We start from the raw sequence: 12208 nt of genomic DNA on the forward strand, positions 1-12208 counted from the left end.
TATTGTTTTTTTGTTACCAGGCGAATAGCTATAAGCGGTTTTTCAGCAAAAAGAAAGGCCGCTGCAAGTTGCCTTGCAGCGGCCTTTTTATCGCCTGTTATGCCTGATCGGGATCAGACAGAACGGCGACGGTAGGTGCGGTAGCTCGGCAGCCAGAAGTTACGTTCGATCGCTGCGTGCAGCATCTCGTCAGTCGTTTCCAGTGCCAGGCCTTCAGCCTGTGCTTCCTTGGCCACGGCGAAGGCAATTTTCTTGCTCACGGCCTGGATGTCTTTCAGCGGTGGCAGAACAGCATCGCCTTCGCCGGTGACGATTGGCGAGCAATCAGCCAGCGCGTTGGACGCCGCCATCAACATCTTGTCAGTGATACGCGAGGCTTTCGCCGCGATCACGCCCAGACCAATGCCCGGGAAGATGTAGGAGTTGTTGCATTGAGCGATCTGAATACTGCGACCGTTGATCTCTACCGGGGCAAACGGGCTGCCGGTAGCAACCAAGGCTTCGCCATTGGTCCAGCGCAGAACTTCTTCCGGCGTGACTTCGATCTTCGAGGTCGGGTTGGACAGCGGCAATACCATCGGCTTGGCGCAGTGCGTGTGCATTTCGCGAATCACTTGCTCAGTGAACAGACCGCGTTGGCCCGACACACCGAACAATACCGTCGGCTTGGCGTGGGTGATCACGTCCATCAGTTGCGGGAAGGCGTCAGTGCCCCAACCAGCAACGTCGCTGGTTTTCTGCGCCAGACGCTGTTGGAAGTCGAACAAACCTTCCATTTTGTCGGTCAGCAGACCATGACGGTCGATCATGAACACGCGCTTGCGCGCTTCGCTTTCGCTCAGACCTTCAAGGGTCATCGCCGCAATGATGTGTTCGGCGATGCCACAACCGGCAGAACCCGAACCGAAGAACACCACGGTCTGCTCGGAGATTTTCTCGTGCTTGGCTTTGCAGCCCGCCAGCAACGTACCGACGGCCACCGAAGCGGTGCCCTGGATGTCATCGTTGAAGCAGCACAGCTCGTCGCGGTACTTCTCGAGCAACGGCATGGCGTTGGTCTGGGCGAAGTCTTCGAACTGCAACAGCACTTCCGGCCAGCGACGTTGCACGGCTTCGATGAACAAGGCGAGGAAGTCGTCGTACTCTTTGCCGGTCACGCGCTTGTGGCGCCAGCCCATGTACATCGGGTCGTCGAGCAGTTCCTGGTTGTTGGTGCCGACGTCCAGCACGATTGGCAAGGTGTACGCCGGGCTGATGCCGCCACACGCGGTGTACAGCGACAGTTTGCCGATCGGGATACCCATGCCGCCGATGCCCTGGTCGCCCAGACCGAGAATTCGTTCGCTGTCGGTGACCACGATCACTTTGATCTGGTCCTTGGTCGCGCTGCGCAGGATGTCGTCGATGCGGTCGCGTTCCGGGTAGGAAATGAACAGGCCGCGGTGGGTGCGATAGATCTTCGAGAATTCCTGGCACGCCTGGCCGACCGTCGGAGTGTAGATGATCGGCAGCATGGCGTCAAGGTGCGAATCGAGCAGGCGGAAGAACAACGTTTCGTTGTTGTCCTGAATCGAACGCAGGTAGATGTGCTTGTCGAGGTCGCTAGCGCATTGGTTGTATTGGCTAAAGACCCGCTCCACTTGTTCTTCGATGGTTTCCACGTTCTGTGGCAGCAACCCGATCAGGTTGAACTCGACCCTTTCCTGCGGCGTGAAGGCGCTGCCCTTGTTCAGCAGGGGCATCTCCAGCAGCGAAGGGCCGGCGTAAGAAATATATAAAGGACGCGAGGTTTTAGTCATTTTCAGTGATCGCCTTTTTTCGTTTACTCTGAAATATCAATGTGCAACCGAGACGGGACCGCCGGAACTTGTTCATGACGCTCGACAGTTCTCTGTTCAGACCCTTCCCTGCGAATCGTAGGACGAGATCGCGGCTGCTATCTTACTCGCGCTGAGGGCAAATGCGGCAGCTGTCCTTCATCGGACCTGCTGTCTACGACTAAGGTATGGCATAAACCGCCCTTGCACAGGACGATTTTACGCGGGCAAAAAGTCAGTCTGCCCTCGGCACCTGAGTATTGCGCGAGAAAAACTGCACCCGGCGCCAGGCCAAGCGGACTGCTAAGCGCCCATAAAAACCCCCTGCCAACGCCCCGATTCTGGGGATATATACCCTGAACGCGTCCGTTGGAAAGGCTCGCCATTTCAGGGCGGTTCACGACCCGCCCGCCTGGAGCCATAGCCCAGAGCCACTACCGCCTTCATTCACTCATTTTTCACATTCTGGCAAGGCGTTTGCGTAGGGCCTTTACCTGCTTGTGAAACAGACCTGCCAGTACTGAATCAGGAGCAGCGTTCGATGCTTATGCATCGCCATGGTTTCCAGGGAACGAGTGCAAGGTAACGGCCATGAAACTGCTCGTGACGAAAGTACGTACTAAAAAGCGTCTACAGATAGCCCCGACAGCGTTGATCGCATTGGGCCTGAGTTTGTCCCAGGTCAACGCGCTACCGCTCGATAACACTGATCCACCGCCCCCCAGTGACCCGTCTGCGTTCACCGAGCAGCCTGCCGATCCCCAGGCTGCGCTGAACAATCTGCTCAAGGCGCCCGCCACCAACGTGAGTGCTTTCGATCAGCCCAACGGCGTCACGGGCGACCGAAAGACCCCATTGGTCGACAATTCAGTGCCGCCCAAGGCGCAAACCAATTTCAACATCCCCTCCAACGGCAAACCCAGCCCGTTGTTCGGGGCGCTGCCGTTTACCCAACAAGCCGTGCTTTTCGAAGAGTTCGGCCCGGGAAAACTGGACCCTGCGGACCCGCCATCGCCGGTGCCTTTTCCCGTCCCCACGGTAGGGCCGGCGCCCGCGCAAGATCCGCTGAATGTGGCCCGCAGCGGCCCATCACCCAACGCGCTGGACGCCTTTCTGCGGCAGCCCGCGCTGACGCCCTTCCCCACCGAATTTTCCAATGTGGTCGACCGCAATCCCTGGCAGACGCAAATTGAGGCGTTTCTCAACCGTCGGGTGAGTTCGCCGGCTGAGGGGCGGCCACCGGGAAAAGGTTGGTCTCATCAGCGCTTCAATGAGTTTTTCCCGCGCAACGCCTTCAAGACCGTGCAAGCGGGCGCCCACAACAACAGCGGCTTTCGCGATCCTTTGCAACGGCATGGCTATGCCGTTGGCGAGTTTGCCGTCGGCGGGCTGTATCACAACACCACAGGCGAACCGATCAACGAGGGCACCACCAAAGGCGTGCCGGTGCAATTTCACCCCAAATTTCCAGTCCAGGACCATAACGCGTTGTGGACCTTCGACGGCACCTTCCCACCCAAATTGCTGCTGGTACGCTATGGCCAGGCGATGCTGATGCGTCACTACGACGCCCTGCCCATCGACCCGTCAGCCAACAAGGGGTTTGGTTTACACACCATTACCACCCACGAACACAACGGCCATTCGCCCGCAGAAAGCGACGGATTTGCCAACGCTTTTTTCTTTCCCGGCCAGTATTACGACTACCGCTGGCCGATCCAGCTGGCAGGCTACGATTCGATCAACACCAAGGCCCAGGACCCACGCGCGGCATTCCCCTGCGACCCCGGTGAAACCCTCTGGGTGAATGACGCAGCGCCTGGCCTCAAGACCTGTGACCACGGCACGATCAAGATCCGTGGTGACTGGCGCGAAACCATGAGCACTCATTGGTTTCACGACCACATGCTCGATTTCACCGCCCAGAACGTCTACAAGGGCAACGCGACAATGATGAACTACTACAGCGCCGTCGACCGTGGTAACGAAGCCGTCGATGACGGCGTCAACTTGCGCCTGCCCAGTGGTTCGGCACTGGGTTGGGGGAACCGCGACTACGACGTCAATCTGGTGTATGCCGACAAGGCTTGGGACGCTGCCGGGCAGTTGTGGTTCAACCCCTTCAACACCGACGGGTTTCTCGGCGATCAGGTGCTGACCAACTTTGAGTACAAACCCATCCTTGATGTGCGCGCTCGTCGTTACCGCTTGCGCCTGCTCAACGGATCGGTCTCACGCTACTTCAAGGTGGCAATCGTGCGCGAAGTCAAAGGCAATGGCGGTGAGTTTCCGGGGCCGAAAAACGCCGGCATTTCTTACGCGCGCGTGCCGTTCCATATGATTGCCAACGACGGCAACATCATGGAACACGCCGTGCCGTTCGACGGAACCCTGGACCTGGACGGCGACGGCGACCTGCAGGAGCACAACCGGATTCTGCCGCTACAGGGTATTGCCGAGCGCTACGACATCGTCGTCGACTTCTCGAAAAATGGCATCCAGCCAGGCGACAAGCTGTTTTTCGTCAACATCGAGGAGCATGAAAACGGCAAGACCCCGAAACGCGATATTCCCTTGGCCGACATCCTGTCCGAGAAATATCTGCCAGTCATCAAGCAGACCAGCAACGGTCCACAATGGATCAACGGCGACCCCGGCGTAGGACGGTTCCTGCAATTGAACGTCAAGGCCTACACCGGCCAGGACGTCAGCATGAACCCGGCAGACTTCGAACCCGCCAAACCCGGCAAGCCGACAGGCAAGGTCATGATCCCTCTGCCCTTGCATCGCGACGACCCCACAGACATCGCGCTACTCGCCCAGGCCCGCCATCGCACGTTCAACTTTGGCCGTTCCGAGGGTACCGACGACAAACCCTGGACGATCAAAACCGACGGTGGACCGGGCTTCAACATGGACCCGCGTCGCCTTTCTGCCGCGCCACAACTGGCCAGCGGCCCGACACCCGCCGGGTTCAAAGGCGAAGGGACGCTGGAAGTGTGGAAAATCCAGAACGGCGGCAATGGCTGGGGTCACCCGGTGCATGTGCATTTCGAGGAGGGCATCATCCTCAGCCGTGGTGGCAAAGCCCCTCCTGAGTGGGAAAAATGGGCACGCAAGGACGTGTTCCGAATCGGCAGCAACAACGACAACGAAAGCCTCGACAATGTCGAAATAGCGATTCGTTTCCGCGAGTTCGCCGGCACCTACATGGAGCATTGTCACAACACTCAGCACGAGGACAACTCAATGCTGCTGCGCTGGGACACCGAACACCCCGGCCAGATCCAACTGATGCCAACGCCGCTGCCGAGTTGGGATGGTGTGAAATTCGTGGACTCGGTGGCCTTGCCGACCTTCCGCACCGGGGATGGGGTTGGGCCGCAGGTGAAGCTCAATAACAACAGCGGTTCGGGCAGCAATGGCGGAGATTAATCACCCTTCAATAAAATACTGACAAATCAGCCGCCCATCCCGAGAGCAATGCTCGCTCGCAGGACGCCCGGTGGCTTCGGAAAAGAACGACGCCATCGCCCGACACACACAGGGTTGCTCGCGCACCGCTGTGCCCAATGGGCAACTGTAGTTGCGCACCATCACCCCGCCGAGTTGCACCACTGCTTCGGTCGAAGCACCCAGCGCATCGGCGGCGGCCATGGCCGAATTCAGGCCGCTGTCGAAATCCGCCGGCTCTGCCAACCCTGAATCCCGGGCCAGTTTTCGTCCGGTGCGTTCAAGCAGGTCACTCAACACCTCCTCGCCCAACTGCTCCTGCATCACGCCCAGCAAACTCAAAAGGAAGGTTTGGTAGGCGCTCGAGGCGTTGTCTTCACTGCCTGGCGCAGCCTCATAGAGGGTCGCGGGCTTGCCCACCGCCCCGCGCTGACGGAGCTTGGAGCGGCGAACAAAACCTTCGGCCTCCAGCTGTTTGATCTGCACATTGATGGCATTTCGGGTCACATCAAGGCGCTCGCACAGCTGGACGACGGTCAGGGGTTCGCGCTGCAAGAGACTGAGAATCTCGTTCTTGGTAGTCACTGCGTACTCGGGGGTATCGACGGGATTACGCCAATTATAGCCATCCATTTTGATCTTCTCGGGAAAAAACAATAAAGACAATACGTCTTGTCATTATTGTTTTTATGTTGCTAGACTCACCACCAACCCATCAATGGAAACACGACCATGAGCACGCCCCTGATACCCGGCAACACCTTGATCACCGCGACACCCGAAGAAGGCCGGTATCTGGCGATGAAAATGGCACGGCTGGTGATCAAGGCGACACAGCCAGATGATGGCGTGCGCAACACCCTGCGCGGGGTGTATGCGAATGATGCGGCGATGTTGCTGCAGGTCGGGCAAACCGTGGCGATGGAGTTTGCGGTGGTGGCGGCGGCGAATGATTATTGGCGGGGGGTGTAGGGTTTTTTACCGAAAAAAAGCCTTAAGTCCCGGGCAGAGTCATCCAGATAAAAAAACCCGGCCATCAATCACTGAGGGCCGGGCTGCGGTTGTGTACTGCAGTTGTCAGTTGGCCTTGGCAACCCAGGCGTTGAAACGTTGCTCCAACTCTTCGCCATGGTTGACCCAGAATTCACTGTCGATCGGCATCGCCTGTTCCAGGTTGTTTGGCGCTGTATTCAACCGGGCGGCGAGCGCCGGTTCCAGCAGTGCGGCGGTCTCTAGATTGGTCGAACCATAGCCGAGTTTTTCGGTATGAATCTTCTGACTCTGCGGACGCAGCGAGAATTCGATAAATTGCTCGGCCTGCGCTTTGTTCTTGCTGCCTTTAGGGATCGCCCATGAATCAATGGCGTAGATACTGCCCTTCCAGACAATGTGAATATTGGCACCTGACTCTTGGGCGGCGAACACCCGGCCGTTGAACGCCGTACTCATAACCACATCGCCACTGGCCAGAAACTGCATAGGCTGTGCACCCGCCTCCCACCACTGGATTTCAGGTTTGATCCGATCCAGTTTGCGGAACGCCCGGTCAACGCCCTCTTTGGTAGAGAGCAATGTATAGATGTCCGCATAAGCTACGCCGTCAGCCATCAATGCCGCTTCCAGCGTGTACTTGGCGCCCTTGCGCAAGCTACGTTTGCCTGGAAATTTCTGCAAATCCCAGAAGTCGGCCCAGCCGGTTGGCGCGACTTTCAGCTTATCGGCGTTGTACGCCACCGCCATGGACCAGACCAGCAAACCGGCGCCGCACTCAGAGTAGGTGCCCGCGACCGAATCAGCCGGCTTGCCCAAGTGTGTCGGGTCGAGATGCTCAAACAGGCCTTCGTCGCACCCACGAATCAGTTCCGGCCCCTCAACTTGCACCACGTCCCAATTGACGCTCTTGGTGTCGACCATCACTTTGATACGTCCCATCTCCCCGTTGTACTCACCAGCCATAACTGTGTTGCCGGTGGCCTTCTCAAAGGGTTTGTAGAACGCTTCGGTCTGCACATCCTTACTGACCCCACCAAATGAAATGACGGTGATGTCGGTCGCCATGACACTGGATGCAACAACTGAGAGAAACAAGGCACCGATTGCTTTCTTCTTCATGTCTACCTCTAGGATTATTGATTTTGTTGGCAGATTCGAAACACGCGTTACAGCGTTCAGGCTGAGCATTGACAGCTCCCCTGCCTGACTCTAAGGCCAGTCGGGGCGGTGACTCCTGTCATCGGTAACGGCCGGAGCCGTCAACCGTCATTAACTTCGGTAACTCACTTGATCACCCGCAATCAGGCGTAGCGCTGAGGTCCAGCCGAGCTGATGAAGATGGTCGTCGATCTCGTCGTCGTGTTGTTGCGCGGTCAATTCACACACCGCTGCCGATGGAAGTCGCAGTGTTCGCGTGCCAGCCAACGCCTGGACCTGCGCCTGGCAGGCACGCTCCAGAAAATAAATCTGATTGAACGCTTCAGCGATTGACCGCCCCACCGCGAGCAAGCCGTGATTGCGCAAAATCATCGCCATATGCACACCCAGGTCGCGGACCAGTCGACTGCGCTCGTCCGGGTCAAGGGCAATGCCTTCGTAGTCGTGGTAACCCAGCCGGTTGTAGAACTTCAGAGCGTGCTGACTAATCGGTAACAGTCCATCTTCCTGCGCACTTACCGCAATACCGGCTGACGTGTGGGTATGCACGACACAGCTGAGATCAGGGCGCGATGCATGAATCGCCGAGTGAATATTAAATCCCGCGCGATTGACACTCGCCGAGTCGTAACGAGGATCCGTGGGATTGCCGTCGTAATCGATCTTGATCAGATCAGAGGCCCGCATCTCGTGAAACAGCACGCCGTAACGATTGATCAGAAACAATCCTTCTTCGCTGGGAACGCGGGCGGAAATGTGCGTGTCGATCAGATCGGTCATACGAAAGTGTGCCAGCAACCGATAAAGCGCCGCCAGATCGCAACGGGTTTCCCACTCTTCGCTGGATACCTGGTTACGGTCGAGTTGATAAGCGATGTCGTGCATTGCGCATCCTTGTTCATGGTATGTTCGGCCGACCGGGACGACCGCTAGCGAGGCGATCTTGCAACACCCTTCAACGGACCACCATGAACACCAAACAGCCACGAGCGGCATCACTGTTATGGCATTTTTACCAATACACCCACCGCAGACCGTCGCGCTTGAAGAGTGGTTTTCATGATCTTTATTGACCCCGCGTCTGACCTATCGCTAGTCAGCCAGATCGTTGCCGGCATCAGCCTGGCAATCAAGGAACAGCGTTTACGCCCTGGCAGTAAATTGCCGTCGATTCGCAAGTTTTCCCAAAGTCATAAAGTCAGTCATTTCACCACGGTCGAGGCGTATGACCGGCTCGTCGCACTCGGCCATCTGACACCGGTACGCAATGCTGGCTTCTATGTTCGAATGACCTCGGATGCGCCGCTCATAGAGCCACCCCCCGCCACAATCGTGACGGACGAGGAGTTCGATTTCGACGCGTATTTACTGTTGCAAAAAGTCTTCCAGCCCATGGGCATGATACTGCGTCCCGGCATCGGCCTGCTGCCCGAGCACTGGACCGATAACGATGGCCTGCAACGCAGCATGCGCGCCATGGCCCGCCGCGAACTGAGCGACTTTACCGGTTATGGCCACGCCAAAGGGTGCGCTCGTCTGCGTGCCAAACTGGCCGAAAAACTTTCGGATGCGCAGATCGCCGCCCATCCGGACCAGATCATGCTGACCACCGGCGGCAGCCACGCCCTGGACCTCGCGGTGCGCTATCTGGTGCAACGCGGCGACTGCGTACTGGTCGACGAACCGGGCTATCACAACCTGTTTCTCAACCTGCACATCCAGGGCGCCAAACTGCTCGGCGTGCCGCGCACCAGCGACGGCGTCGACCTGATCGTCCTTGAAGAACTGATCCGCCTTCATCGGCCCAAAGTCTTGTTCACCAACACCCGCCTGCAATGCCCTACAGGCACCAGCCTCTCGCTGGCAGTCGTTCACCGCCTGCTGCAACTGGCAGAAAAGTACGATTTTCTGATCGTAGAAAACGATATTTACGCCGACCTCGACCCCACCGGCCAACAGACACTGGCCGGCATGGACCAGCTATCCCGAGTGATCTACATCGGCAGCTTTTCCAAGACCATCGCCCCGGCCTTGCGAGTCGGCTTCATTGCCGCGCATCAGGATTTGATCGACGAACTGGTCCCGCTAAAACTCGTCAGCGGCCTCACCACCTCAGGCATTGCCGAAGAACTGGTCCTCGACGTACTGCTGCAAGGACGGCATCGCAAACACATCAAACAACTGCAAGGCAACCTGGCCCAGGCACACGAAACCGTGGCCACCCGCCTCGAAGCAATGGGAATGGAAATATTCGCCAAGCCCCACGCCGGACTCTTCCTGTGGGCCCGCCACCCGCTGATCCAGAACTCCACCGAACTCGCCACAAAAGCCAGAGACCAGAAAATCCTTTTCGCCCCCGGACAACTGTTTATGCCCGACGCGCGAATCGTGCCGTGGATCCGCTTTAACGTGGCGCACTCGATGGATGACCGGATTTATGAGTTTTTGGGGCGGGAGGTTGAGGGGTTGTAGGTATTGATGCGTTGAGCGGCTGTTGCGGCTACTGGCGCAACATCCATCGAAGCCTTCGGCAAAATTCATATCCCTGTCCTTTACGCGATATCTACTGGCTTATTAGCGTTAGTCGGCAATTCGCAGCCGCGGTAGAGTAGCAATCACGCTTTGGCTATCCCGGATGTTCCCAATGACTCGACCACGTTTCTTGCCCGATAACTTCACCCTGTTCCTGATTGGTGTGGTGCTCCTCGCCAGTTTTCTGCCCGCGAGCGGACAAGTGGCGGTGGGCTTTGGCTGGCTGACCAACCTCGCCATTGCGCTGTTGTTCTTCCTGCATGGTGCCAAGCTGTCACGCGAGTCGATCATTGCTGGTGCCAGCCACTGGCGCCTGCATTTGCTGGTGTTCAGCCTGACCTTCGTGGTGTTTCCGTTACTCGGTTTGGCGCTCAAGCCGGTGCTGACACCTCTTGTCGGAGACGATCTGTACATGGGCATGCTCTATCTGTGCGCGCTGCCCGCCACGGTGCAGTCGGCGATTGCCTTTACTTCTCTGGCACGAGGCAATATTCCCGCGGCAATTTGCAGTGCGGCGGCGTCAAGTTTATTTGGGATTTTCCTTACACCGTTGCTGGTGACGCTGCTGTTGAATGTGCACGGCGAAGGTAGCTCGACTCTCGACGCGATTCTCAAGATCAGCGTTCAGCTATTACTGCCATTCATTGCCGGGCAGATCGCGAGGCGCTGGGTCGGTGCCTGGGTAGCGCGCAACAAGAGCTGGCTGAAGTTTGTTGATCAGGGCTCGATTCTGCTGGTGGTCTACAGCGCGTTCAGCGAAGCGGTGAACGAAGGCATCTGGCATCAGATTCCGCTGCGGGACCTGCTCGGGCTAGTGGTCGCCTGCTGCGTGGTACTGGGGCTGGTGTTGATCGCAGCCACAATGCTGGGAAAAGCCTTCGGTTTTACTCAGGAAGACCGCATAACCATACTGTTCTGCGGCTCGAAAAAAAGCCTGGCCACCGGTGTGCCGATGGCCCAGGTGCTGTTCGCCGGCAGTACCATCGGCGTGCTGATCTTGCCGCTGATGCTGTTCCACCAGATTCAGCTGATGGTCTGCGCGGTGCTCGCCCAGCGGTATGCCAAACGCCAGGAATCGGTGGCTGTACTGATGGGGCAAGTAGATCCCTAATCGCAGAACCGAGGTGATGCGCCCTCACGGACAGCGTTCGCCGCCGTGCCGTTTGGCACTACCAGTGTTCTGCTTTTTTGATCCAGCCGGCGAATATTAGAGCCAAATATTGGGGACGAATATTGGGGACGGATTTATTAATGGGCGCCATTGCTCAAAAGCGCCCACTGCCCAGTTTTGAGATCAAACTACACCCAGCACTAGACTGGGCTTTTTCACGTCAGGCTTTCCGAAACCTTAGGCTGCCGCCGCCCTCAGCCGATCCCACTACAGCAGCGGTCTACCGCTGATCAACTTCGATCTTCTGAGTCGGGTCGGGGCTGTATTTTTGACGCTTCAGCTGCGGATCACTCGAGGCTAGGCAAAAGAAAAATATCTCAGCTTCCCCACAGCCACCGTGTAGCGCGCATTCGCTCGCCTGCATATGGTCGAGAAGGATTTCCCTTCCCTGGGACAAACAAAACGCGTTTGCCTCCTTCAGAGCTTGCCCTTTCGCGGAGGCAGGACCACCGAAAGGAACACGCGTTGAAATCGTGTAGGTGTCTGGGCCAACTTTCATGGGGCCAGAGTCAGCACATCCCGCTAACATCACCACCGCCAAAGCTCCTACAAGCAATTTCATGTCGTTCCCTCGTTGAGATTTGGCGAGACTTTATCACCAACGAAGGAGCAGCACGAAAGCCGCGCAGGAGTGTGGATCTTCAGGTTCGTAGTCAGCTCCAGGTGGCACCGATCAACACTACGGATTAAATCGCTCCATGTTGACGAACCAGCTTGGACGGGGCTACGCGAAGGGGTGACACCGGGGGACTGACTACATGACCTCAGAAAGGGCTAAAGGGGCTAAAGGGGCCCACTTTGTTGGCATGGTCCGATAAAAAAAACGCCGGTGTTTTTTTGAGCCCTGAGGTTTTCGGCTGCGAATTTACGTACAACGCCTACGTACAATGCAGAAACGAAAAAGCCCCGTAGACCTTGATCTACGGGGCTTCTCAAATAATGGCGGAGAGATAGGGATTCGAACCCTAGGTACTGTCGCCAGTACAACGGATTTCGAATCCGTCCCATTCGGCCACTCTGGCATCTCTCCAACGGCGCGCATGATAACAGTATCAGCGCAGAAGGCGAACCTTTTTGCTGATTT

General features: G+C 57.3%; 9 protein-coding genes and 1 tRNA gene. 4 read left to right on the forward strand and 6 right to left on the reverse strand.

The annotated features are described in order from the left end of the window. Window positions 1–113 precede the first annotated feature (113 nt). Entirely contained in the window at window positions 114–1799 is a 1686-nt protein-coding gene (locus ACF0H7_RS24095) for an NAD-dependent malic enzyme (RefSeq protein ID WP_397449352.1), read from the reverse strand. A 609-nt stretch (window positions 1800–2408) separates the two neighbouring features. Here ACF0H7_RS24095 and ACF0H7_RS24100 point away from each other — a divergent pair. Further along, window positions 2409–5252, forward strand: a complete 2844-nt coding sequence (locus tag ACF0H7_RS24100; protein WP_397449353.1) for a multicopper oxidase domain-containing protein — start codon at window positions 2409–2411, stop codon at window positions 5250–5252. On the opposite strand, the gene ACF0H7_RS24105 is transcribed toward ACF0H7_RS24100, so the two are convergent. Beyond that, window positions 5253–5903, reverse strand: a complete 651-nt coding sequence (locus tag ACF0H7_RS24105) for a helix-turn-helix transcriptional regulator (protein ID WP_397449354.1) — start codon at window positions 5901–5903, stop codon at window positions 5253–5255. A 99-nt stretch (window positions 5904–6002) separates the two neighbouring features. Between ACF0H7_RS24105 and ACF0H7_RS24110 the strand changes: the two genes are divergently transcribed. Further along, window positions 6003–6242, forward strand: coding sequence for a hexameric tyrosine-coordinated heme protein (locus ACF0H7_RS24110; RefSeq protein WP_397449355.1), 240 nt, complete (start codon window positions 6003–6005; stop codon window positions 6240–6242). A 105-nt stretch (window positions 6243–6347) separates the two neighbouring features. On the opposite strand, the gene ACF0H7_RS24115 is transcribed toward ACF0H7_RS24110, so the two are convergent. Continuing rightward, on the reverse strand, window positions 6348–7382 hold the full coding sequence (locus ACF0H7_RS24115; protein WP_397449356.1) for an ABC transporter substrate-binding protein: 1035 nt from the start codon (window positions 7380–7382) through the stop codon (window positions 6348–6350). Window positions 7383–7532: 150 nt separating this feature from the next. Next, the gene (locus ACF0H7_RS24120) at window positions 7533–8306 is read right to left on the reverse strand and encodes a class II aldolase/adducin family protein (RefSeq protein WP_397449357.1); all 774 of its coding nucleotides are present in this window, start codon (window positions 8304–8306) and stop codon (window positions 7533–7535) included. A 174-nt stretch (window positions 8307–8480) separates the two neighbouring features. Here ACF0H7_RS24120 and ACF0H7_RS24125 point away from each other — a divergent pair, with 174 nt between their 5' ends. Continuing rightward, window positions 8481–9893 (forward strand): PLP-dependent aminotransferase family protein, encoded by a 1413-nt coding sequence (locus ACF0H7_RS24125; protein ID WP_397449358.1) that lies wholly within the window; start codon window positions 8481–8483, stop codon window positions 9891–9893. A 172-nt stretch (window positions 9894–10065) separates the two neighbouring features. Next, entirely contained in the window at window positions 10066–11064 is a 999-nt protein-coding gene (locus tag ACF0H7_RS24130) for a bile acid:sodium symporter family protein (RefSeq protein ID WP_397449359.1), read from the forward strand. A 280-nt stretch (window positions 11065–11344) separates the two neighbouring features. Here the strand turns inward: ACF0H7_RS24130 and ACF0H7_RS24135 are convergent, their stop codons facing one another. Continuing rightward, a complete protein-coding gene (locus tag ACF0H7_RS24135; RefSeq protein WP_397449360.1) occupies window positions 11345–11686 on the reverse strand; it encodes a hypothetical protein in 342 nt (113 codons plus the stop codon). Window positions 11687–12064: 378 nt separating this feature from the next. Then, window positions 12065–12154, reverse strand: a tRNA-Ser gene (locus ACF0H7_RS24140). Between the last annotated feature and the right edge of the window lie 54 nt (window positions 12155–12208).

Origin of the sequence: Pseudomonas sp. NA-150 (assembly GCF_044336365.1) — a bacterium.
Lineage (GTDB): Bacteria > Pseudomonadota > Gammaproteobacteria > Pseudomonadales > Pseudomonadaceae > Aquipseudomonas.

Excerpts from the sequence above, each read along its gene's own strand:
- ACF0H7_RS24095 (WP_397449352.1), bottom strand. The coding sequence starts at position 1,799 with ATGACTAAAACCTCGCGTCCTTTATATATTTCTTACGCCGGCCCTTCG.
- ACF0H7_RS24125 (WP_397449358.1), top strand. The coding sequence starts at position 8,481 with ATGATCTTTATTGACCCCGCGTCTGACCTATCGCTAGTCAGCCAGATC.
- ACF0H7_RS24130 (WP_397449359.1), top strand. The coding sequence starts at position 10,066 with ATGACTCGACCACGTTTCTTGCCCGATAACTTCACCCTGTTCCTGATT.
- ACF0H7_RS24115 (WP_397449356.1), bottom strand. The coding sequence starts at position 7,382 with ATGAAGAAGAAAGCAATCGGTGCCTTGTTTCTCTCAGTTGTTGCATCC.
- ACF0H7_RS24110 (WP_397449355.1), top strand. The coding sequence starts at position 6,003 with ATGAGCACGCCCCTGATACCCGGCAACACCTTGATCACCGCGACACCC.
- ACF0H7_RS24135 (WP_397449360.1), bottom strand. The coding sequence starts at position 11,686 with ATGAAATTGCTTGTAGGAGCTTTGGCGGTGGTGATGTTAGCGGGATGT.
- ACF0H7_RS24120 (WP_397449357.1), bottom strand. The coding sequence starts at position 8,306 with ATGCACGACATCGCTTATCAACTCGACCGTAACCAGGTATCCAGCGAA.
- ACF0H7_RS24100 (WP_397449353.1), top strand. The coding sequence starts at position 2,409 with ATGAAACTGCTCGTGACGAAAGTACGTACTAAAAAGCGTCTACAGATA.
- ACF0H7_RS24105 (WP_397449354.1), bottom strand. The coding sequence starts at position 5,903 with ATGGATGGCTATAATTGGCGTAATCCCGTCGATACCCCCGAGTACGCA.